Source organism: Shewanella sp. SR44-3 (assembly GCF_014163735.1).
Classification (GTDB): Bacteria; Pseudomonadota; Gammaproteobacteria; order Enterobacterales; family Shewanellaceae; genus Shewanella.
This window is the reverse complement of record NZ_JACJDV010000007.1, coordinates 89,695-112,878: the sequence shown is the minus strand read 5'-3', so window position 1 is coordinate 112,878 and position 23,184 is coordinate 89,695. Positions and strand designations below refer to the sequence as shown.

23 protein-coding genes and 2 pseudogenes are annotated in these 23,184 nt (G+C 45.8%); 21 read left to right on the top strand and 4 right to left on the bottom strand.

The features are described from left to right. Positions 1-99: 99 nt before the first annotated feature. The gene (locus H5073_RS06235; protein ID WP_182678022.1) at positions 100-1,323 is read right to left on the bottom strand and encodes an FAD-dependent oxidoreductase; all 1,224 of its coding nucleotides are present in this window, start codon (positions 1,321-1,323) and stop codon (positions 100-102) included. Positions 1,324-1,578: 255 nt separating this feature from the next. On the opposite strand from H5073_RS06235, the gene H5073_RS06230 reads away from it, so the two are divergent. The 6 genes from H5073_RS06230 (at position 1,579) to lnt (ending at position 7,720) form a co-directional block, all read left to right on the top strand. Further along, entirely contained in the window at positions 1,579-1,965 is a 387-nt protein-coding gene (locus H5073_RS06230) for a hypothetical protein (RefSeq protein WP_182678021.1), read from the top strand. A 93-nt stretch (positions 1,966-2,058) separates the two neighbouring features. Continuing rightward, positions 2,059-3,483 (top strand): tRNA (N6-isopentenyl adenosine(37)-C2)-methylthiotransferase MiaB, encoded by a 1,425-nt coding sequence (gene miaB / locus H5073_RS06225; RefSeq protein WP_182678019.1) that lies wholly within the window; start codon positions 2,059-2,061, stop codon positions 3,481-3,483. A gap of 159 nt (positions 3,484-3,642) precedes the next feature. Further along, a complete protein-coding gene (locus tag H5073_RS06220; protein WP_182678017.1) occupies positions 3,643-4,716 on the top strand; it encodes a PhoH family protein in 1,074 nt (357 codons plus the stop codon). After that, positions 4,706-5,167 (top strand): rRNA maturation RNase YbeY, encoded by a 462-nt coding sequence (gene ybeY / locus H5073_RS06215; RefSeq protein ID WP_182678015.1) that lies wholly within the window; start codon positions 4,706-4,708, stop codon positions 5,165-5,167. The genes H5073_RS06220 and ybeY overlap by 11 nt, the downstream gene beginning before the upstream one ends. A 45-nt stretch (positions 5,168-5,212) precedes the next feature. Beyond that, a complete protein-coding gene (gene corC / locus H5073_RS06210; protein ID WP_182678012.1) occupies positions 5,213-6,091 on the top strand; it encodes a CNNM family magnesium/cobalt transport protein CorC in 879 nt (292 codons plus the stop codon). Between the two features lie 3 nt (positions 6,092-6,094). Further along, positions 6,095-7,720, top strand: coding sequence for an apolipoprotein N-acyltransferase (gene lnt, locus H5073_RS06205; protein WP_182678010.1), 1,626 nt, complete (start codon positions 6,095-6,097; stop codon positions 7,718-7,720). Between the two features lie 107 nt (positions 7,721-7,827). Here the strand turns inward: lnt and H5073_RS06200 are convergent, their stop codons facing one another. Next, positions 7,828-9,189 (bottom strand): DEAD/DEAH box helicase, encoded by a 1,362-nt coding sequence (locus H5073_RS06200; RefSeq protein ID WP_182678008.1) that lies wholly within the window; start codon positions 9,187-9,189, stop codon positions 7,828-7,830. 152 nt (positions 9,190-9,341) lie between these two features. On the opposite strand from H5073_RS06200, the gene H5073_RS06195 reads away from it, so the two are divergent. The 6 genes and pseudogenes from H5073_RS06195 to H5073_RS18600 form a co-directional block, all read left to right on the top strand. After that, positions 9,342-10,004, top strand: a complete 663-nt coding sequence (locus tag H5073_RS06195) for a YceI family protein (protein WP_182678006.1) — start codon at positions 9,342-9,344, stop codon at positions 10,002-10,004. A 153-nt stretch (positions 10,005-10,157) separates the two neighbouring features. After that, the gene (locus H5073_RS06190) at positions 10,158-10,643 is read left to right on the top strand and encodes an FKBP-type peptidyl-prolyl cis-trans isomerase (protein WP_182678003.1); all 486 of its coding nucleotides are present in this window, start codon (positions 10,158-10,160) and stop codon (positions 10,641-10,643) included. Between the two features lie 186 nt (positions 10,644-10,829). Beyond that, positions 10,830-11,168 carry a hypothetical protein gene (locus tag H5073_RS06185; protein WP_182678001.1) on the top strand — a complete coding sequence of 113 codons (339 nt, stop codon included), beginning with the start codon at positions 10,830-10,832 and terminating at the stop codon, positions 11,166-11,168. Between the two features lie 192 nt (positions 11,169-11,360). Then, entirely contained in the window at positions 11,361-11,834 is a 474-nt protein-coding gene (locus H5073_RS06180; RefSeq protein ID WP_182677999.1) for a hypothetical protein, read from the top strand. Between the two features lie 50 nt (positions 11,835-11,884). Further along, positions 11,885-12,141, top strand: a pseudogene (locus H5073_RS06175) (FKBP-type peptidyl-prolyl cis-trans isomerase); the annotation flags it as partial. Between the two features lie 30 nt (positions 12,142-12,171). Further along, positions 12,172-12,353, top strand: a pseudogene (locus H5073_RS18600) (FKBP-type peptidyl-prolyl cis-trans isomerase); the annotation flags it as partial. A gap of 602 nt (positions 12,354-12,955) precedes the next feature. Here the strand turns inward: H5073_RS18600 and H5073_RS06165 are convergent. Beyond that, positions 12,956-14,203, bottom strand: a complete 1,248-nt coding sequence (locus H5073_RS06165) for a Xaa-Pro peptidase family protein (RefSeq protein ID WP_182677997.1) — start codon at positions 14,201-14,203, stop codon at positions 12,956-12,958. 195 nt (positions 14,204-14,398) lie between these two features. On the opposite strand from H5073_RS06165, the gene H5073_RS06160 reads away from it, so the two are divergent. The 9 genes from H5073_RS06160 to H5073_RS06120 all read left to right on the top strand — a co-directional run bounded on the left by H5073_RS06160 (position 14,399) and on the right by H5073_RS06120 (position 22,135). Further along, positions 14,399-16,213 carry an aminopeptidase P family protein gene (locus H5073_RS06160; RefSeq protein WP_182677995.1) on the top strand — a complete coding sequence of 605 codons (1,815 nt, stop codon included), beginning with the start codon at positions 14,399-14,401 and terminating at the stop codon, positions 16,211-16,213. 371 nt (positions 16,214-16,584) lie between these two features. Further along, on the top strand, positions 16,585-17,886 hold the full coding sequence (locus H5073_RS06155; protein WP_182677994.1) for a DEAD/DEAH box helicase: 1,302 nt from the start codon (positions 16,585-16,587) through the stop codon (positions 17,884-17,886). A gap of 144 nt (positions 17,887-18,030) precedes the next feature. Beyond that, positions 18,031-18,672 (top strand): peroxiredoxin-like family protein, encoded by a 642-nt coding sequence (locus tag H5073_RS06150; RefSeq protein WP_182677992.1) that lies wholly within the window; start codon positions 18,031-18,033, stop codon positions 18,670-18,672. 128 nt (positions 18,673-18,800) lie between these two features. Beyond that, a complete protein-coding gene (locus H5073_RS06145) occupies positions 18,801-19,436 on the top strand; it encodes a DUF2913 family protein (RefSeq protein ID WP_182678133.1) in 636 nt (211 codons plus the stop codon). Positions 19,437-19,538: 102 nt separating this feature from the next. Further along, on the top strand, positions 19,539-20,303 hold the full coding sequence (locus tag H5073_RS06140) for a transporter substrate-binding domain-containing protein (protein ID WP_310734232.1): 765 nt from the start codon (positions 19,539-19,541) through the stop codon (positions 20,301-20,303). A gap of 129 nt (positions 20,304-20,432) precedes the next feature. Next, positions 20,433-20,987, top strand: a complete 555-nt coding sequence (locus H5073_RS06135) for a GNAT family N-acetyltransferase (RefSeq protein ID WP_310734231.1) — start codon at positions 20,433-20,435, stop codon at positions 20,985-20,987. Further along, on the top strand, positions 20,984-21,340 hold the full coding sequence (locus H5073_RS06130; protein ID WP_182677990.1) for a DMT family protein: 357 nt from the start codon (positions 20,984-20,986) through the stop codon (positions 21,338-21,340). Before H5073_RS06135 ends, H5073_RS06130 begins: the two co-directional genes overlap by 4 nt. Positions 21,341-21,371: 31 nt before the next feature. After that, positions 21,372-21,623, top strand: coding sequence for a DUF2960 domain-containing protein (locus tag H5073_RS06125; protein WP_182677988.1), 252 nt, complete (start codon positions 21,372-21,374; stop codon positions 21,621-21,623). A 2-nt stretch (positions 21,624-21,625) separates the two neighbouring features. After that, entirely contained in the window at positions 21,626-22,135 is a 510-nt protein-coding gene (locus H5073_RS06120) for an RDD family protein (protein WP_182677986.1), read from the top strand. A 76-nt stretch (positions 22,136-22,211) separates the two neighbouring features. On the opposite strand, the gene H5073_RS06115 is transcribed toward H5073_RS06120, so the two are convergent. Beyond that, complete coding sequence (locus H5073_RS06115) at positions 22,212-23,060, bottom strand: HDOD domain-containing protein (protein WP_182677984.1); 849 nt, start codon at positions 23,058-23,060, stop codon at positions 22,212-22,214. Positions 23,061-23,184: the final 124 nt, after the last annotated feature.

The following is a 23,184-nucleotide window of genomic DNA, read 5'->3' as shown; positions in this document are numbered from 1 at the left end:
AGCACTCAAATCTAGTCATTAGGGCGGTATTATCAAAAACGCGGCATTTTAGCACTCAAAGGCCTTAGCAACAAATCGTCATTTTAGATAAAAGAAGATCTACAAACCTAAGGCATGCTTAAGCACTTGTCGTTTAATGGGAGAGTCAAGGTTCGCCACTTTCAATAAGCCGTTACGCAACAGTTTAAGCGGCAACAAATCATTGCTAAAGGCGCTGTAAAAGCCGTCCATCGCTGTCATCATCAAGCTATTTTCACCGCGCCTTGCTTGCTGGTATTTCGCCAACGTATCAAGCTGCCACCAAATTTTGCCATTACCTATAGCGCTAGCCACAGTGTTTAACAAGGCATCCACATCTTTAAAGCCGATATTAACACCCTGCCCCGCTAACGGGTTAATGGTATGGGCAGCATCACCTAAAATCACTAGATTGGCTTGGTAATAACACTGGGCGTGTCTGCGAGTAAGAGGGAAACTACCGCGGGCACTGACGCTAAACTCTGGCGCCAAACGGCTAGGAAAATGAGCTCTAATTTGTTCAGCGAGTTGTTCATGACTTAATTGCATTAATTGACTTATGCGGTTGGCATCATCGTACCAAACAAGCGAGGCATGGTTACCAGGCAGCGGCAGCAAGCTGCGTGGCCCTTGGGGAGTAAATTGTTGCCAAGTGATGTCTTGCTGGGAAGCCTCTGTGTCGATATTAATCAGCATCGCAGACTGAGCATAATCCCAACCAGTAACACCAATACCTGCCCACTGGCGCACTTGTGAGTTGGCCCCATCAGCGCCAACCAATAACTTAGCTTCAAGTTCAGTGCCATCATCGAGTGTGACAGCTATGCCATCGTCATGGCAGCGGCTAATTTGCTTAACCTTGTGCGGGCAATACAGCTTCACTTGGCTTAATTGCTCGATTTGCTGCCACAGAGACAACTGGATCAATCGATTTTCAAAGAAGTAGCCTAAATGGGGGACGTTAAGATCTTTTGCGTGAAAACGGGTGATGCACTCTGGCATCTCCCAAGTTTCAAGCCCAAGGTATGGGGCGTGGCGCCACTGCTTTAATTGATCCATGGCCCCTAAACGGCTAAGCAGTTGTTCTGAAGCGATATTGATAGCGCTGACTCTTAAGTCTAGCGCTTGACTGGGATCATAAGCCTCTGGTCTTTGAGACTCAATCAAGGCCACCTTAAGCCCAAGTTGACCCAGTCCAAGGGCTGTCGCTGCCCCCACCATGCCGCCGCCAACCACGATAACATCGACCACTTTATTCCCTAAAGCTTGGCCTTGTTCATCTTGCCCCTGCTCATCTTGCTGCATAGTGTTCTCCATCTAGCCGCGACCTGTATTTAAAGGTACCAAAACTGTGTCCAAAGGTAACCAAAACTGTGTTTAAACATGTCCAAAATCAGCCAAGCGTGAGCAAATGTAACCAATAGCACTTTTACTCACACTTACTTACAAGCCCATCAACAAGACAGAAAATAAGGCTCTTATACTCACTCCATGACAAATAAGCTCACTTGCTGAACAAGCCACTTTTTAATCTGATAGGCCAAAAAGAGAGAGAATAGTATGAATACCTTATCAAGCTCAAGTTCTACCTTTATTCGCGCCTGTAAAACCACAGCTTTTGCTCTTTCCATAGGCTTAACCGCTGCATTAAGCGCATTTTCTGCCAATGCCGATTTAGCCAGCGCTCAGGTGACTTCAGCCCCTGTAAGTGCAATGGAAAGAATCGCTGTGGGTAATCGCAGCCCTTTTGAATACGCACTTTACCTAAGAACCAATGAGATGTTGGCTAATTTCCACACTCAACTAGAGCAAAAGAATCTACAATATGTTCGCAGTCAAAATCAGGCCATGGCGAAAAAATTTAGCCGATTTACAGCCAGTTCCGCCACTTTGAGCGTCAGTAATAAACACTTAGATAAAAAGCGGGTATTGCAGGCCGCACAATAAAAGCCGAATAAAGCAGCATGAGTGCTAGCCAGCGCGCCGAACTGCAGTTAAAATATCGCGCTATTTTTACTGTGGTACTGGAACGGCGAACTGATGAGTAAAAAACTACATATTAAAACCTGGGGCTGCCAAATGAATGAGTATGACTCATCCAAAATGGCAGATTTGTTAGACGAATATCAAGGCTACACCTTGACCGACGATGCAACAGAAGCAGACGTACTGCTACTGAACACTTGCTCGATCCGCGAAAAGGCGCAAGAGAAGGTATTCCACCAGCTTGGTCGCTGGAAAACATTGAAAGATAAAAAGCCCGGTTTAATCATTGGTGTCGGTGGCTGCGTGGCGTCTCAAGAAGGCAAAGCCATTAAAGACCGTGCCCAGTGCGTAGATATCATCTTTGGCCCGCAAACCTTGCATCGTTTGCCCGAAATGATAGGCCAAGTCCAGCGCGGCGAAAAAGTCGTTATCGATGTCAGCTTCCCAGAGATCGAGAAGTTCGATCGCTTGCCGGAGCCACGCGCCGACGGCCCAACTGCGTTTGTGTCTATCATGGAAGGTTGCAGTAAATACTGCTCATTCTGTGTAGTGCCATATACCCGCGGTGAAGAAGTCAGCCGTCCTCAGGATGATATTATTCTTGAAATCGCGCAACTTGCCGAACAAGGCGTGCGTGAAGTCAACCTATTAGGTCAAAACGTTAACGCTTATCGCGGTGCAACCCATGACGACCAAATCTGTACTTTCGCCGAGTTATTGCGTCTAGTTGCCAGCATTGACGGTATCGACCGCATTCGTTTCACCACCAGTCACCCCATTGAATTTACCCAAGACATTATCGATGTCTACGAAGACACGCCAGAATTGGTGAGCTTCCTGCATTTACCGGTTCAATCAGGCTCAGACAGAATTCTGACCCAGATGAAGCGTGGCCACATGGCTATCGAATATAAATCGATTATCCGTCGCCTGCGTAAGGCCCGTGAAGGTATTCAAATCAGCTCAGACTTTATCATCGGCTTCCCAGGCGAAAGCGCTGAAGATTTTGCCGACACCATGAAACTGATTGAAGATGTGGCCTTTGATCATAGCTTTAGCTTTATCTATTCAGCACGCCCAGGTACGCCAGCTGCCGATTTACCTGATGATGTCAGCGATGAAGAGAAAAAGCAGCGCTTAGCCATTTTGCAAGACCGCATCACTCAACAAGCTATGCGTTATAGCCGCCAGATGTTAGGCACAGTGCAACGTATTCTGGTTGAAGGCCCTTCGGTGAAAAATCCGATGGAGCTACGCGGACGCACCGAAAACAATCGGGTGGTGAACTTTGAAGCCCCCCACACTCACATCGGCAGTTTTGTTGACGTAGAAATTGTCGACGTATACACCAATTCGCTACGTGGCATCTTTATCCGTGGTGAAGCTGAGATGGATTTACGTCGCAGTTTACGCCCAGCGGATATCTTAGCTAAACATAAGCAAGATGATGAGCTAGGTGTAACCCAGTTTAAGCCATAGGGTTATTGGCCTCTTGAGCCAAAGCGGAGCGGTTTAATGTGAAGGCGGCGTTGTCGCCTTTTCTTTTACACGCTGGTATGCACTTAGGGCACTGGTAATTCCCAGTAGACGAACGTACACTGTTTTTAATTGCTAATTAAACCCGTTTAGGAGCCTTATTTGTCCACCAAAGTCACCACGATGAACCTGTATCTTGAACCTTCTGATACCCGCCGCCTCGCCTCTTTATGTGGCCCATTTGATGATAATATCAAGCAGATTGAACGCCGCCTAGGTGTTGAAATCATACATAAAAACAATCACTTTACTATTGTTGGACTGCCTAGAAACGCCCTCAGCAGCAACAATTTACTAAAGCAATTGTATATCGAAACTCAGACGGTTAAAGGCAGCACCCCTGACTTAGCCCCTGAGATGGTGCATTTAGCCATTCAAGAAGCGGTTGCATTAGAAGCAGACAGCAGCATCGATGACTTAGGCTTACACATTAAGACTAAACGCGGGGTGATAAAGCCGCGCACCCCCAATCAAAGCCTGTATATGCACAACATCAGCCGCCATGACATTAGCTTTGGCATTGGCCCTGCCGGTACGGGTAAAACCTACCTTGCGGTTGCAGCCGCCGTGGATGCCTATGAGCGCCAAGAAGTACGCCGAATTTTGCTCACCCGCCCTGCGGTTGAAGCCGGTGAAAAGCTCGGCTTCCTGCCAGGGGATTTAAGCCAGAAGGTCGACCCCTATCTGCGTCCACTTTACGATGCGCTGTTTGAGATGATGGGCTTTGAAAAGGTCGAGAAACTTATCGAGCGCGGGGTGATTGAAGTGGCGCCATTGGCCTACATGCGTGGCCGCACCTTAAACGATGCCTTTATTATTCTTGATGAAAGCCAAAACACCACAGTTGAGCAGATGAAGATGTTTTTAACTCGCATCGGCTTTAACTCTCGCACTGTGATCACCGGCGACATCACCCAAATTGACTTGCCTCGCAGCCAAAAATCTGGCCTAAGACACGCCATTGAAGTCTTGAGTGAAGTGCCCGACATCAGCTTTAACTTCTTCGTTGCCCAAGATGTTGTCCGTCACCCTATCGTTGCTAAAATTGTCGAAGCCTACGAGGCGTTTGAACATCAAGAGCAAGTCATCAAAGCGGAAAAAGAAGCCAATTACAAATTTCAGCAACAAAGGTTGCAAGCCCAAACTCCTCAGGAAAGCCCAAATAATGAGTCTTGATCTGAACCTTGATTTACAAATTGCAGTAGAAAATAATCAACTGCCAAGCCAAGCTGATTTTGACACTTGGGTGAGAACGGCGCTGGGCAATACCTTAGACACCGCCGAACTCACCATACGCTTGGTAGAAATCGCCGAGAGCCAAGCATTAAATCTTGGCTACCGCGGTAAGGACAAACCCACCAATGTGTTGTCCTTCCCTTTTGAGGCGCCGCCAGGCATGGAACTGCCACTGCTAGGGGATCTGGTGATCTGTGTTGCCGTGGTAGAACAAGAGGCACTTGAGCAAAATAAACCTCTTCAAGCCCATTGGGCCCATATGGTTATTCACGGCTGCTTGCATTTGCTGGGCTATGACCATATTATCGACCAAGAAGCCGAAGAAATGGAGTCATTAGAGACTCAACTCATTGAAGGCTTAGGTTTTTCAAATCCCTATAAGGAAGCATAAATAAACAATGTTTTGCCTTAGGCAACACAGGTTTAGAAAATTACTATGAGCGATGACAACCCCCCGAGTACAAGCGCCTACAAGAAAAACTGGTTCGAACGTGTTGGTCAGTTATTTCAAGGCGAACCTCAAAACCGTGAAGATTTAGTCGACGTGATCGATGGTGCTGAAATGCGCGATCTCATCACAGAAGACACCCGAGAAATGATCAAAGGCGTGTTAGAAGTATCAGATCTTAGGGTTCGGGATATCATGATCCCCCGCTCGCAAATTGTGACTATACAAATCAACAGCAGCGTCGAAGAATTACTCGACATTGTTATCAACTCTGCCCATTCCCGCTTTCCCGTTGTTAATGAAGACAAAGATCATATCGAAGGCATATTGCTTGCTAAAGATTTGATTAAATACGGTTTTAATCATGCCGGCGAAGACTTCTCTATTGAGAAAGTGATCCGCCCTGCTGTGGTTGTCCCCGAAAGCAAGCGTGTTGATGTACTACTAAAAGAATTCCGCTCTCAGCGTTATCACATGGCCATCGTTGTCGATGAATACGGCGGTGTATCAGGTCTTGTGACCATCGAAGATATTCTTGAAGAAATCGTTGGTGAAATTGAAGATGAATTTGATCACAGCTCAGCTGAAGACACCGAAATCAAAAAAATCAGCAACACAGTGTTTATGGTCAAAGCCTTGACCCCCATTGATGATTTCAATGATGCCTGTGGCACTAAATTTAGCGATGAAGAATTTGATACCGTCGGTGGCTTTATTTCTCACGCCTTTGGCCATCTGCCAGAGCGCAATGAAATCATTGTCATTGACGACATAGAATTTAAAGTCACCAATGCTGATAATCGCCGTTTGATCCAGCTTAGGGTTAAACTGCCCGATCCCAATATTAATGAAGAACTCGATAATTAATCTGTGCAAACACTCTCAACTTTAGGCTCTAACAAGAGCCTGCTAAGACTGGTATCGGCTTTTGCAGCCGGTGCCAGCACAGCCTTATCTTTCGCCCCTTACGGCATCTGGATTATCTACCCTCTCGCTTTAGGTCTAAGCCTGTTATTGGCTAAAAACTTAAGCCCCAAGCAAGCCTTTAACCATTGGCTCAGTTTCGGCTTTGGCAGTTTTGTATTTGGCATTAGCTGGGTGCATGTCAGCATAGATACCTTCGGCGGTATGCCGCTTATCGTGTCCATGAGTTTAATGGCATTGCTGGCTTTATATTTGGCGCTTTATCCCGCCCTTGCCGGTTACCTCATGGCAAGGCTTACGAATCACAAAAACACCCGCATTGGCAAACTGAGTAACCTCGCGTTATTTCCCGCGCTATGGGTGCTCACAGAGTGGCTACGTGGCTGGGTGATGACTGGGTTTCCTTGGCTATGGGCAGGTTACAGCCAAACTCAAGGGCCATTGAGCGCCCTTGCCAGTGTGATTGGCGCTTTGGGCTTAAGCTTTGTGATTGCGCTGGTTGCCGCAAGCCTTGCTTATGCTTGCGCTCGACCTAAATCGTTAAGCCACTTATCACCCAGCATTATGATTCTGGCAGTGTTGGCAGTTTGCACTTGGCTTACCCCAAAGCTTGAGCAAGTCACTCCCAGCGGTGAAACCGTTAAGGTCGCCCTAGTGCAAGGTAATATTGCCCAGAGCATGAAATGGCAACCTGATGCATTGTGGCCCACCATGCTTAAATACATGGATTTGACCCGTAACAATTTTGATGCTGATATTATTATTTGGCCTGAAGCGGCTATTCCAGCACCTGAATCCATGGTGGGGGATTTTCTGGCTAATGCCAATAAAGTGGCCAACCTCAATGACAGCGCCATCATTACTGGCATTATCAGCCACAGGCAAGATGAGTTTTATAACTCACTGATAGTACTAGGAAACAGCAACGCTAAACAGCAAGATAGTGGTGACTACTTGGTCGCAAGGCATTTCGCTGATGCCAATGCTGAAACTGATGCAACCAAAGGTAGGAATGAATTTAGAAAGCATCATTTACTGCCCATAGGCGAATTTGTGCCCTTCGGTGATTTACTGCGCCCAATCGCGCCGCTGTTCAATTTGCCCATGTCTTCTTTTACCCGCGGCAATTATTTACAGCCCAATTTAAATGCTGTGGGTTATCAAATTAGCCCGGCAATTTGCTATGAAATCGTCTTCCCCGAACAGGTACGCGCCAACGTCAATGATGATACTGACATGCTGTTGACTGTGTCCAACGATGCCTGGTTTGGCAGTTCCAATGGGCCGTTGCAACACATGGAAATTGCCCAGATGCGCGCCATAGAAATGGGCAGACCGCTGCTTCGCGGCACCAACAATGGCGTTACCGCCGTGGTCGATCACCACGGAGTTATCCAAGCCAAACTGCCACAATTTGAAACTGGAGTATTACGGGCTGAAGTCGTCTTGGTCACAGGGCAAACTTGGTTCCAGCGTATCGGCCAAGCTCCATTACTGTGGCTGTGCGGCTTACTCGTTTTCGCGGCCGCGCTAATTCGCCGCCAGCAGTCAATAGTCACGACTCCCCTGTGATTGGAACCTGTGCAGTCGTCGATGATCTCAGTAATAAGGCCTAGCATTGAGCTAGGCCTTATTGTATTCAATGATGTTTCCATAAAGGCAATGTGTGCATATCCCCATTAGCCTTTATCTTGGTTGTTTTTTCTTGTACCCCAAATATCTTGATTGACGGGCTTATTACTCGCGGCGCTTGAGAATGCACCTGAGTTTGAGCGTCTTGGCGCTTTGTTTTTCACTGGCGTGCGAGCTTTAGTCGTGTGTCGCTCGCTCGTGCGCTCCTGATAGCCATCACGTTTTTGAGCGGGCACGAAACTTAAATCTGATGTTGGCAGTGGCTTGCTCGGCTCAAAACCTGCGATGACTCTGCGCTCTATCTCATGACCCAATAAACGCTCAATGGCGCAAAGATTTTTAAAATCATCTCTAGAGACAAAGCTAATAGCTTCACCCTGGGCACCTGCACGACCGGTTCGGCCAATGCGGTGAACATAATCTTCTGGCGGGAAGGGCAAATCGTAATTGACCACCCTAGCTAAATCATCAATATCTAAACCGCGAGAGGCGATACCTGTCGCCACAAGATATCGCACTTTGCCGCTTTTAAAGTCGGCTAACACTTGCTCACGAGAGGCTTGGCTGCGGCCACTGTGGATGGCTTCAGCTTGAATATCACGCTTTTCAAGTTGGCTTACAAGCTTGGCTGCACCATGTTTGGTTTCGATAAATATCAGTGCCTGTGGCCAATCATTTTCTTTGATAAGTTGGCTGATTAGCGCCGACTTCTTGTCTTTATCTACCGCCGTGAGCCACTGCTCAATCTTAGGCTTGCCTACCTTGGCCGAAATAGAGATTTCTTTGGCATGCTGAACCGCAGTTTTAGCAAGAAAACGCACCTGAGGTGACAAGGTGGCTGAAAACAGCAGGTTTTGCCTTTCTTGAGGCAATTTATCGATGATTTTATTGATGTCTTCAATAAAGCCCATGTCGAGCATTCTGTCGGCTTCATCTAACACAAGGTGAGTCAGCTCATCAAAATGCACTGCCCTTTGGGTATACATGTCCAGCAAACGCCCTGGCGTTGCCACCAGTATATCTACCCCATCGATTAAACGCTGTTTATGGGGCGCAGCATCTACGCCACCATAGATAGCAAGGGATGTTAGGGAAAGGTGTTTACTGTACTTTTCAATATTATCAGCAACCTGCACTGCAAGCTCGCGGGTTGGGGTTAAAATAAGCGCCCGAATACGCTTAGGCCGTACTTTGACAGTGTTATCTAGGCTGGTGCTATTTATCAGCTCAAGCAAAGGCAGCACAAAACTTGCCGTTTTACCTGTGCCGGTTTGCGCTGCGGCAATTAGGTTGTGGCCTTTTAAGATCACCGGAATGGCCTTTTCCTGAATAGGAGTCGGCGTTTGATAACCTAACTCATCTAAGGCTAATAAAATGGGTTGGCTCAATCCAAGTGTTGAAAAAGGCATGTTGGGTCTCAATTATTGAAATAAACGAAATAAATAGGGCAAAAGTGCGCTGCAGCGGCGATTATAGCAGGACTTAAGTCAGCGACAGACACTAAGTTTTACTTTATGCTAGCAATTGTCTTATTGGTTATCAGCATTACTGGAACTTATCTATGTTTATCAAATTACTAGCTAGCATGTCATCGCGACTGGGCGGCGGCAAACTCTGTTGGCCTTTGCTGTTGTGTTTGCCCTTAATTTTGCCCCTAAGTGGCTGCATCAGCTTAATTGCTCCCAAAGTTACCCCAGAGCTTGCAGCGCTTAAGCCTGGGCAATATAAGCTTGACCCAAATCATGCTTCATTAGTATTTAAAATCGAACATTTAGGTTTGTCGACTTATGTTGGGCGCTTTAATCAATTAAACGCCAATTTAGACTTCACGCCCGATAATATGGCGGCCGCCAAACTTGAAGCCGAAGTGGACATAGCCTCCATCGATGTGAATAACCTAAAACTTGAGCAAACCCTGCAAAACAGCACTTGGTTTGACAGTGAGCAATTTCCTAAAGCCTATTTTATCAGCGAGTCGGTAAGCGCCAGTGATAATGGGGAGTTTGTGTTTCATGGCAAGCTCACCCTGCATGGCATAACGAGGCCAGTCAGCTTTAACGCCCGCTTTCATGGCGGCGCCGATAATTGGATGACGGGTAAATACACCTTAGGCTTTAGTGCTTATGGCAGCATCAAACGCGCCGACTTTGATATGGCAAGTTACATCCCCATCGTCGGCAATGACGTTCAACTTGAGATCCACGCCGAATTCTTACGAGAATGAGTTGAGGGAATAAGTTAAGAGAATAACGTCATCGAGTCGCGCAACCCCATAAAAACCAGCAGCACTTTACCCGCTGAGCAACTATGGGTAACATGCCAGCAAGCGTTAACATCCTTTAATGAATACAACATCTACCATCCCAATGAGGTCCAAATGAAAGTATTACTCGCCGCAATAGTGATTGCCTGCGTGATTTTTTATTTTTACAGCAATGCCAATAATCAAAAGCTCGCCGCCGCTAACATAGAAGCGGGTAAAGTCTTTCTCGCCGACAATGCCAATAAAGAAGGGGTATTCACAACCCTTTCTGGGCTGCAGTTTATGGTACTCACCCAGGCCGACACTGCTGACACCCAAGAGGCTATCAAGCCTAAAGCCAGCGATACCGTCACAGTGCATTATCACGGCACCTTGATTGATGGCACTGTGTTTGACAGTTCAGTGGAGCGCGGTGAAAGTATTGCCTTCCCACTAAACCAAGTGATCAAAGGTTGGACTGAAGGGCTGCAATTGATGAGTGTAGGTGACAAATTCCGCTTCTTTATTCCAAGCCAACTTGCCTACGGTAATCGTTCAACCGGTAAAATCTCAGGCGGTTCAGTGTTGATATTTGATGTAGAACTACTTAAGATCAACTAAATGTCTGTTTTATAGATGAAAGCCTCCATTTTTGGAGGCTTATAAGTCCAAACAGTTGTTAACAAATTTCGACATCCTTTCTAACAGCTATAAGCCGCTAGCTAATCGCAACTTACACTCTAAAAAACATTTCAGTTTACTTATCACACAGTTATACTCACTAAAACACAAGGGAAGGTATACATCATGGATTTAGAGATATTAGAATTTGTAATTCAAAATGAACACAGGCATTTAGCCGAAGCAGTTGCACAATCCAGATCAAATTTAGATGCGGCAATAGGTGTTGCTAAGTTTTTACTCGGACATGGTGGTGATATATCGCAACTGAAAGGCGGCCAAATATACGTTTATGAACACTGCATAAAGCCAATTTTTAGTGTTCCATGTGAAGGTGTGTTTGGTGAAGACACATGCACAGGAAATGGTTTTGTCGATGAAGAATCACTTATGGGTTGTTACATTGAAGATGATTTTCAATGTCAATTTTGCCAACATGATGCAAGCAGAATGACACGAGACTAAAGGTAACGACTATGTTTTCTATGTTTAAAAGCAAGAGTAGAGCACAGAGAGTTCAAGAACGGCTTGAGAAATGCCTTGAGCCTTCAGCATTAGCAGTGACTGTAACAGGACGCATTACATCATCTCGGCATAATAAATTAATGAAATTTGCTGTTAATGAATACAACCAAGAGCATTCTAAGAAGGTATTCAGTGAGTAAGGAATACAATCAGGTATATGAAAAGCTTGTAAAAAATCAAAATGACTTTACGGGCATGATTGCGTATTGCATTTATAAACATGAAAAGCGTTTATGGATTTTGAAAGGTGAAGACGCAGAACAATTTGTTAAGCTAAAATTACAACCACACGAAATTAAAAAATATAAAACTCAAGCTGACAGTCTCTTAACAATAGCGTATCAAGCTAATGCTGATGAAGAAATTGAAAGAATCCAACAATCGTTAGCTCAAGAAATGATTAATTTTGCTAAAAAAACAAAGTTTGAAGGAAAATTTTCACGCTTATGTTCATGGCATAATAGTGGAACCTCCGGAATTGTAGGCAATTTTTATACTGGTGCTGTAGTAGCTGTCCTTGCTTGGATTTTTTCATCTCCAGAAGCATGGTCTAATGTAGTAGACAGTGCATTAGCCACTGTAAAACAATTCTGGCATGCCCTTTAAAAAACTGTTTATAACCAAATAACTAATCAGTTAAATTAAACTGTAGTTGTTATTACAACAGCACTTTAGTTGATGGCACAGTGTTTGACAGCTCAGTGGATCGCGGCGAAAGTATTGCCTTCCCTCTTAATCAAGTGATCAAAGGTTGGACTGAAGGGCTACAACTCATGAGTGTAGGCGACAACTCTCCTGAAAAACTGGGCGCTTCTTTATCCCAAGCCAACTCGCCTATGGCAATCGCTCAACGGGCAAAATTGAGGGTGGCTCAGTGCTGATTTTTGATGTAGAGCTACTTAAGATTAACTAGTTAACAATGATAGAAGCGTAAACATTAAACGTTAACCAAGTCATCGCAGGTTGGATCTAAGGGCTGCAACTCATGAGTGTTGGCGACAACTCTCCTGAAAAACTGGGCGCTTCTTTATCCCAAGCACCCTCGCCTATGGCAATCGCTCGATGGGTAAAATTACCGGCGGCTCAGTGCTGATTTTTGATGTAGAGCTACTTAAGATTAACTAAGAGTCTGCTCTATTATTAGATGAAAGCCTCCAGTCACCGCTGGAGGCTTTTTAATTGACTAAATGTGCGGGTTGGAACGGATAATCCATCAATTTTGTCTGTGCGATAAGTCACTTAGCACTTATTCATTTCACACAATTGTTGACACTGCTAGCCAACGATTCAAGAAGCATTCGAAGCTCTGAAGAAAGTGGATGAAACAACTAGAAAAAGCATTCTTGAACAACTTTTTATAATAAAGTGAAAGCCAATTATCCATCCATGCTTTGAATTTGATTTTGATTTTGATTTTGATTTTGATTTTTTAAAATCTTAAAAACTGCACAAAATTTAATAGTCGCATCAGGGTAGCTTGTGAGACGACCTTCTGAGACAGGACGTCGAAGAGAGCTATAGGGACATATTAACGCGTGTCGGCAAACAAATGCCATGATGGGACAGTGGGCTAAGCTAATATTATTGCTTGTACGTGTTAACAACTAAAATCTTTATAGGTAGTGAGTTAGTCATAATGGTTAACGATTAAACTCTTCATTAAAAAAGCCTCCAGATGGAGGCTTTTGCGTTTCTGCTATTAGCGCTGTGAGCAATTCAAAGCGGTACTAGCAAGCTAAGTCGAAAGGGTCGTCTATTAAGTGAGCAGGCTCTGTGAACCACTTAGGGCCAGTGCCTGTCATGTAGAAATGATCTTCGTGACGAATGCCAAATTCACCCGGTACGCACAGCATGGGCTCGTTACTAAAACACATACCCATCGCCAGTGGCGTCAAGTCATTGAGTACCAAGTAAGGCCATTCATGGATGTCTAAGCCTATGCCATGCCCCGTCCTGTGGGGCAGCCCTGGCACCGCATATCCTGGGCCAAAGCCTGCGGTTTCTAATACTTTTCGCGCTGCTAAATCCACTGACGCGCAAGATGCACCCAATTGCGCTGCATCGAAGGCGGCCAGCTGAGCCGCTTGCTCTAATTGCCACAGCTGGCGCTGACGAGGACTTGCGTCACCAAACACATAAGTGCGGGTAATATCTGAGTTATAACCTTGTAATTGACAACCTGTGTCTATCAATACTGTGTCATTACGCTCAAGTGATTTGGGCGACTTAACCCCATGAGGGTAAGCCGTGTCTTCACCAAAGAGTACTATGCAAAAATACGAGCCTTTAGGCGCGCCGACCGCGTAATGAGCGCGGTCGATAAAATCTTCAACCTCAGCAGTAGTTATTCCCTCAACCAAGATGCTAGCCGCAGCCTTATGCACCTCAAGGGTCATGTCCATGGCCCGCTGCATTAGCGCTATTTCGGTGGCTGATTTTATCATTCGACAGCCTGCAGTGACGGCCTTAGCGCTAACGCATTGAGCCGCTGGCAAGGCTTGAGCTATGCCATCTGTGATAAAGAAAGGTGTCGATTCATCCATGCCGAGTTTAAATTGAGCATTCACGCTTTGCTCTGTCTGTGCTGTTTCAAGCGGTATTTGGCCAACAATCTTTGCCACCAGCTCATAGGGGCTTTGATCTTCATGCCAAGTGTGAACAGGGCCTTTTATGGTCATATAACCTTGCAAGGTATCAAGCTCAAACGCGGGGGCGACATATTGAACCTCGCCTTTGGCTGGAATAATTGCCCCCACTAGACGTTCACTAGAAAACCATCGAGTACCGGTAAAGTAATATAAATTAGTGCCAGCATTAACATAAATCGCCCCAAGGCCCTGCTGCTGCATGAGTTGCTGCGCCCGTGCGATACGCTGTAAAAACTCCGCTTGCGTGACTGGCGCTATATCTTGCGTCATATCAGCCAGTTTGGCTAATGCTGCTTGCTGGCTCACGCCACCGACACCGATTGTCATAGTTTCTCCCTGCATTAATTTGAATGAATTATTTTGGTATTGTATACAATATCACGTTACCATTTACGCAATAACAGTCAGTAAGCATTGTTGCAGGGTCAATACCCGTTAATCTTTCGCCTCAATCTACTCGAGCAAGGTTAAATAAGTTAACAATAGAGAGCCCATTCATTCGTCGCCTTCCATGGAGTCAGCATGCCAAACCCAGCTAGCCAAGTGATCGCCGAGCGCTTAAGCGCCATACGTCGCCAACTCAAATCAGCCCAAGTCGATGCCTTTATTATTCCCCGTGCCGATGAATACCTTGGCGAATACGTGCCAGAACGGAATGAGCGCCTGTACTGGGCCACTAATTTCACCGGCTCTGCCGGCATGGCCATAGTACTAACGGATAACGTAGTTGCGGGCAAAGCCGCTATTTTTACCGACGGCCGTTATACAGTGCAAGTCCCCAAACAAGTGGATGCCAGCTTATATGAATATTTAAGCCTTACCGACACACCGCAAATTCAGTGGTTAATCGATACCTTAAGCCCAGGTGCCAAAATTGCTATAGACAGCCGTTTGCACACGCTAGCTTGGTTTGATAACGCCAAAGCCTTGCTTGAAAAGCATCAAATGAGCCTAGTGGAATTAGCAAGTAATCCTGTGGATGACAACTGGCATGACAGACCCGCACCTTCTAAAGCCATGATAACCTTGTTTAGCCATCAAGGCGCTGGCAGAGACAGTGTTGAAAAACGTCTGCAGGTAGGTCAACTCGTTAAAAAACAAGGCGCCGATGTGGCGCTGATTTCGGCGCTAGATTCGTTTTGCTGGCTGCTTAATATTCGCGGCGGTGATGTGCCGCGCTTACCCGTCACTTTAGGCTGCGCTTTACTTGCAAGCAACGGCGATATGAGTGTATTTGTCGATTTAGACAAGTTGCCAGAAGGTATACATGAGCATGTGGGTGCTGGCGTTATTTTTAGGCCTGAAACAGAGCTTGCCCAAGCATTAAGTGATTTAAACGGCGTTAAGTTACTTGCCGATCCTAACTCTGCCAATGCTTGGTCTCAACGTCTAGCCCTCAAGGGTGGCGCTAAATTAATTGCAGGCCTTGACCCTGTCGCCTTGCCTAAGGCGCAGAAAAACAGCGCTGAGCTTGCTGGCATGCGCGCAAGTCATGTGCGTGATGGGGTTGCGGTTAGCCGCTTTTTAGCTTGGCTGGATGCCGAGGTCGCTAACCATCAGTTATATGATGAAGCCGTGCTGGCGGACAAATTAGAGAGTTTTCGCCTAGAAGACCCGCTTTATCGTGAGCCAAGCTTTGATACCATTTCAGCCACAGGTGCTAATGCTGCCATGTGTCACTACAACCACGCGGATGGCACCCCAGCAACAATGACCATGGACAGCATCTACCTAGTGGATTCTGGCGCCCAGTACTTAGATGGCACCACGGATGTGACCCGCACTATCGCTATCGGCAAGGTTACTGACGAGCAGCGTAAAATGGTGACCTTAGTGCTTAAAGGCCATATTGCCTTAGATACCGCCCGCTTCCCTAAAGGCACTAGCGGTCAGCAGCTAGATGCCTTGGCGCGTCAATACCTATGGCAGCACGGGTTTGATTACGACCACGGTACAGGCCACGGGGTTGGGCATTTTTTAAATGTTCACGAAGGCCCCCAGCGCATAGGTAAAAATGTCAATAACGTGGCCTTATTGCCAGGTATGGTGCTCTCCAATGAGCCCGGCTATTACCGCGCTAACGAGTTTGGTATTCGCATCGAAAACTTAGTGGCCATCATTCCCTGTGAAGCTCTTAAGGGAGCCGAGCGTGAGATGTATCAATTTGATGCTTTAACCTTAATTCCTATTGATGTGCGCTTAATTGATAAAACCCTGCTGACAGAGTTTGAGCTCAACTGGCTCAATAACTATCACAGCCAAGTGTTCACCACCTTAGCACCCTTGATGCAAGGCGCTGAACTTGACTGGCTAAAACGGGTAACTAAAGCGATTTGACAGTGAGTTATCAATGACTTCATGCCAGAGGAATTCATTCCTTTGGTGTGTTGTTTAAGCGCTTTTGTTGCCCTTTAATTCCCCGCCCCGCTAGCATAATCGGCTAAACACTTCATTAGCCTGCCTTTGCTGTTAAAATAAGCTCTGACTCAGGCTAAAACTTTGCTATACTCCGCCGCCGCTTAACTGCAACAAATTGCGGCACTGCTTGGGGCCGTTATCTTGACCCAAAGCAGAGATTAGCCAGATTAACAGCCATCTTGATTTACTCTGTTGGCTGGCATATTCGAGACCGCACATTCGAAACAGATATATTCGAGAAATAGCCCTCGACCTTTTGCTCCATTTGACGTACATACAGGACCCACAAGATGAAATTCGAATCTTTTAGCTTCGCCCCAGAAATTTTACGCGCGATCGCTGAGTGCGGTTATCAGAATATGACGCCAGTGCAGCAACAAGCGATTCCAGCGATCCGCCGCGGTGAAGACGTATTAGCCAGCGCCCAAACCGGCACAGGCAAAACGGCTGCATTCGCCCTACCTATTCTGCAAAAAATGCATGAAAGGCCCATGACGGTGCAAAACTCTAATGCTCGCGTACTCATTTTAACCCCAACTCGCGAGCTCGCCGCCCAAGTTGCCGATAACATTACCGCCTACAGTAAGCACATGAACATCAGCGTGCTCACCATATATGGCGGCATGAAAATGGCCACCCAAGCGCAAAAGCTTAAGCAAGGCGCCGACATCATAGTGGCAACCCCAGGTCGATTACTCGAACACATAGTGGCCTGTAACTTAAGTTTGTCTAATGTCGAGTTTTTAGTGCTCGATGAAGCTGACCGCATGCTCGATATGGGTTTCAGCACAGATATCCAAAAAATTCTTCAAGCTGTGAATAAAAAGAGACAGAATCTATTATTCTCGGCCACCTTCTCAAGCTCAGTTAAAAAACTGGCTAACGATATGCTAGACAAGCCAAAAATTATCAGTGCCGACAAGCAAAACACCACAGCGGCCACCGTAAGCCAAGTGGTGTACCCGGTTGAGCAGCGCCGTAAGCGCGAATTATTGTCAGAACTTATTGGCACCAAAAATTGGCAACAAGTTTTGGTATTTACCGCCACCCGCGCCGATGCAGACAAATTAGTCACAGAGCTTAACTTAGATGGCATTCCCTCTGCCGTGGTGCATGGCGAGAAAGCCCAAGGCAGCCGCCGCCGCGCCCTACGTGAATTCATCGAAGGCAAGGTACGGGTCTTAGTGGCAACCGAAGTTGCCGCCCGTGGTCTAGACATTCAAAACCTAGAATACGTAGTCAACTATGACTTACCCTTCCTTGCTGAAGATTACGTACACCGTATTGGCCGTACCGGCCGCGCGGGTAAAACAGGGGTTGCCATCTCATTTGTCAGCCGCGAAGAAGAGCGCACCCTTGCCGACATAGAAAAGCTTATCGGCCAGAAAATTCGCCGTATTACCGTGCCAGGTTATGAAGTCAGCAGCCGCGAGCTACTGCTTAAAACCATAGAGAAGCGTCGCAGCTTTGCTAAAAAGCAAGAGCGCAGCGATAACGTCGGCGCTCAAGTTGTGGGCGAGAAAAACATGCAAGGTCGCCGCGTCAAAGTGGGTAAACCTACCAGCGCAGTGAAGTACAAAAAAATTAAGTAACCTCCCTTTGGGTGAGCACTTAGCTTAAATACCAACAAGGCGCCTCGGGCGCCTTTTTTATTGCCTTCCACCGTGTTTTTCATAACAAATTGAAGTGTACGGGTCTCATTCAACTCCAATTCTTCAAACTAAGGTCATTGCTAGATGAAATCGTTATTACGCGCCCTCACCCTAGGCACTGTTTGTACTCTGTTAAGTGTAAATTTAAGTGCCAAACCCATAGCCATGGGTGAGCTATCTGTCATGCCCTTGATGAATGGCCAAGTGTTGCCCGAGGTGACACTTAAAGATCTTGATGGCGCAGCGGTTAATTTAACTGAGCTTGTTGGCCAAAAACCGACTATTTTCTTTTTCTATCGCGGCGGCTGGTGCCCATTTTGCAATACTCAAATGGGCCAATTGAAAGCCATTGAACCTAAGCTTATCGACATGGGCTTTCAGTTAGTGGGGATTTCACCAGATACCCCAGCGCAATTAAAGACCTCTGTGAGAGATAATAAGTTGGATTATTTGCTGTTATCTGATGCGGATATGCTGGCATCACAAGCCTTTGGTTTAGCGTATTTTACCAGCCAAGAGGTCAGCCAAAGATACACCCAGAAAATGAAACTCACCAATCCGTTATGGCTAACCCCTGAAGGTGACAAGCGCTTAGTGCTGCCAGTACCTGCGGTGTATTTAATGGATAAAAGTGGTTTAGTGCATTTTCAATACGTTAATCCTAATTTTAGAGTCAGACCCGCGCCAGAGCTTATCTTGACTGCCGCAGAATTATTAAAGAAATAACGGCCAGATAGGAAAAACTGTCACGCTTTATTTCGCTTCTTGATACAATCACTTCGCCGCAACTTTTCCCTTTTCTTCGCGGCGGAGTGACTATGCCATCTGAAACCCAAGCGCTACCTGAAACAACAGTGCAATCTCAAACTTACAATCAAGCGATGCTGGCTTTAGCTCAGGCTGGGCTTGAGGCATTGGCGAACTCGGCTTCACAACATAAAGCCAAGCGCACCCCTGCACAAGAAAGCCATTTTCTGTGTAACTGGATGGTGGAGTCCCTAAAAGAGAAGCGTTTCTCAAAGCTTGTGGCCGAGGATCTCACCCAATGGATCCGCGCAGCCAGAAGCCAAGGCGCAGGCGCGCAGCTGCCCAATTTATTCAGCCGCATTGTGCGTCAATATCAAGTGGCCACCAGCAATACTCAAGGCTTAGGTAATGCACTATTACAACTTATAGAAGCCATGAAAGCCTTAGGTTGGTTGGTGATTACCGAGTCACAGATTGATACCAAGCTCAAGCTCGATGGCCAAGGCCAATCTAGCCTGATTATCAATGCCAAAGAGCTTACTGAGCACCTTGCCAATGGCGAACTTATCAAGCCGATTAGCTTGTATCTCAGAGGGGATGAAAATACACTTGCAGAGCAGGCTCTTGCTCAAGGATTGATCCTAAGCCAAGGTAACAAAAAGACCACACTTATCAAGCATCACAAGGCTTACATCTTAAAGCCTGGTAATAATTTAATTAAATTATGCTTACTCATAAATTAATCTTAAACTGATATTTTTTATTTGAACCTGAACAAGGCTTTGATTTTCCACTGGTATCTGATATACCTTTAATTCATTGTTTTATTATTTAGAGTAATTATCTTGCTGAGTTTTAGGCCTTTATTAGTTATCTCTTGGTGCATCTTCTCGCTCTTAACCGCGACTCCACTGGCGGCTAAGGCCGCCATGCCCGACGCTGAAGTTATACTAAATTACAACGTTAATGCCTCCAATAGCTGGTACCCCTATTACATAGCCCAAACACCTGAAGCACCGGGAGTATTAGGAGAAATAATCCCCAAAATATTGGCTCTGGCAAACATTAAATCTCGCAAACATAACTTCCCGCCTAAGCGTACCAATCAAGCTTTAGAAAAAGGCTTTCTCGATTTTGACGTGGTCAGCCCTAGCTGGTTTGAAGAGAAACAATTAGCCGATACCTTTGTTGCCTCAAATCCTATCATGCCCATTATGGAGAACATTGTGGTGCTGGAAAAAAATCAGCAGCGTTGGCAAAGATTAAGCCAAATAAAAGGCCGTAACATAGGTACTGTGCGCGGTTACCTCTACCATGATGACAATGAATTTACTCGAGTGGATTTTAAGTCTGAGCGTGAACTGATCCTAGCCTTACATAAAGGTCGAATTGAAGCGGCTATCTCAGGGGATTACCCTGCACTTTATTGGGCGAAAGAGCTCAACTTACCCATTAGTCTTGCTGCAGTGCATTCCAGTGGCGATTTAGTGATCCGTTTAAGAAAAGAACATATCGCGTTGCTTCCTGCTATTAATCAGGCGATTCAAACCCTCAAAGACAGCGGTGAGTTACAACAAATTATCGATAAATATACCCTGGCGACACCTTAGCCCCTTTGCCCCTAAATTGAAATCCATCCCCTACTTGAAGAAACCTTAAAGCTCATAGGAACCAGAGGTATCTTGGTGTGTAAGCTTTGGTTATAATAGCGCCTTTATATTAACAAGACTGTGGTTCACGTGCCGATACAACTGCGTCCAATCAAACTCAATGACTGGCCTGAAATCTTAGCCATTCAAGCTCAGTGCTATACTGAGCTGGAGCCAGAGTCTTTAGCTGTATTGCAAAATAAAGTGCAACTTGGCGCAAATACCTGCTTTGCCATCACCCATAAAAACTTACTGATTGGCTATTGCCTTGCCCATCCTTGGAAGAAAGGCCTCAGTATCGCCCTAAATAAGCAACTCTGTGGGCTAGACGAAACCGATTGCCTCTATTTACACGACATCGCATTGCTACCCAGCGCCCAAGGGTTAGGCATAGGAGAGCGAGTGCTTAATGCATTAATTGATGCAGCCCATCAGCTAGCCCTAGACAGTATTTGCTTAGTTGCAGTGCAAGGCGCCCAACATTATTGGCGCAGGCATGGCTTTAGCCCACAGCAAACCCAGACTCTTTTAGCTCACAAACAAACCCGCAGTAATACTTTAAGGGACGCTCAACTCATGAGCTACCCAAAAGATGCTTGTCCCATGAGTTTGTCATTAGACACAGTAAAAGAGTACCGACTATGAATCCTACGTTGACGACCATAGGGTTACTTTGTTTAAGCAATATTTTTATGACCTTTGCTTGGTACGGGCATTTAAAAACCCTTAATTCTAAACCTTGGATTATTGCCGCCTTGGTGAGCTGGGGAATTGCCTTTTTTGAATACCTATTACAAGTCCCTGCCAATCGCATTGGCTATACAGTGATGAATGTGGGTCAACTTAAAATTTTACAAGAAGTCATCACCTTAAGTTTATTCGTCCCCTTTGCCGTTTGGTACCTTAAAGAGCCGCTAAAGCTTGATTACCTTTGGGCTGGTTTGTGCATATTAGGGGCGGTATTTTTTATTTTCAGAAGTGAACTCTCGGCCTCTTAGGCCCTGAGTCCGTAATTAGTTAGGAGCCACAATGGCACGCACAGTTTCATACATCTTTAAAGGTAAAACCAAGACCATGGCATTTAGCTATGACAAGCACCATGACTTGTACGAAGCGGTTGCAGAAGCTGAAGGCATAGATCTTAAAGGCTTTCTCGCCATGGAACAGCAAATAGCCATGACGTCTCGTAAAGGGGCCAAAGCTGAGAAAGACTATCGTAAAACTGAGTTCATTCGCTTTGGTTTTAGTAATATTCATTTTGTCCGTGATGAGGATGAATAACCATGATAACGCCAGAACACGCCAATGCACCTAGAGCCAGCTTTATGCGCCGCCTTGGTGCTGCGGTGTATGACTTATTGCTCGCCGTCGCAGTGTACATGTGCGCTGGCGCCCTAGGTTTTGGGCTATTTTTGCTGCTCACCACAAGCGGCATGATCTCTATGGCTGGTCATGAGCATATCTCAGACTTATTGAATGCGACACCAATCTACCACGGCTTGTATCAGCTATGGCTTGTACTCTGTGTGGGAGGTTTTTATGCCATTTTTTGGAGCCGTGGAGGTCAGACGTTAGGAATGCGCGCTTGGCGTCTTAAGGTCCAGCACCCTAACGGGCAAAACTTAAGTTTTATTACCGCCTGCGCCCGAGTGGTGTGGTCATTATTAGGGATTGGTAATCTGTGGATTTTAATTAATCCAGATAAGCTAGCACTGCAAGACAGCCTAACTCGCTCTGAAGTCGTAGTGTTGAGCATAGAAGAAAACCAAATGCGCAACTGGCATGGAGCTTAAGTAACCCTGATTGAGCACTCGTTTGCCAATATATGCAGTTAAGCTTTAGCTGAACACCTAAAGCTTAACGGTATACTTAATGCTCCGACAGTTTTTCAGCAACCGCTAAACGCAGTTCATCAAGCTGGACCTCATCTATGTTTAAAAACGACATTAAGGGATCTTGTACCTTAAGCCATTCTTGTGAGTCATACTCACCGCACAATAAACCATCAACCGATGAGCGCGCCAATTTAACAATGGCTAGTAGATAAAGCGAAATATCCGATAATTCACCAGAAGTAAAAATCCCATCAGTATCATGTAAATAATAGATCACTTCGACCATAGGTTTTGGCAGCTCCCATTGTTGGGCTAATAAGGCTCCAAGTGTGGTATGGGTGGTTTTATATTCATGAAACTCCATGGCGGTAATGTTTTCCCAACCTTGATTCATCCCCAGTGCCAACACCCCTTGATATCCTGTAAAAGCCTGGAGCATCACAGGAACCCCAGCATTATGAAATAACCCCAACATGTAAGCATTGTCACTAAGGCTTGGTTTATCTAAAAGGCTTGCGTATAAGGTACAGGCGCTAGCTACTAGCGCTGAGGATTGCCAAAATTTGTTAAGTACTGGATTTTCAGGTAACGCCCCCTTAAGCGCAACGGCTTTAACCAAAGGGAATACTTTTTTTATCCCCAAAGTCATCACGGCTTGATGAATTGAAGATATTTCACTGTTTCGCCTAAATGCGACCGAATTAACCACTTGTAACATAGCCGCAGAAATTCCCACGTCTTGTGAAATCGCCTTAGCAATTTTTCGCACATCTGGGTATTCCTGCTTGGCTTCTCTGGCAATATCTAACAAAGCTTGAGGTCTTGGAGGAATAATGACCCCAGCCAAAATCTGTTTTTCTTCTGCGGTAATTGAAATTGCCATATCTATTTTTCCAATTAATGTCATTCATTATCAAGCCGTGGTAGTTAAGCTATGCCTATCAATATTTACTACGGTTAATACTGCGTAGGATCACTTGAGACGCATGAATATTTAGCCTAGTCAA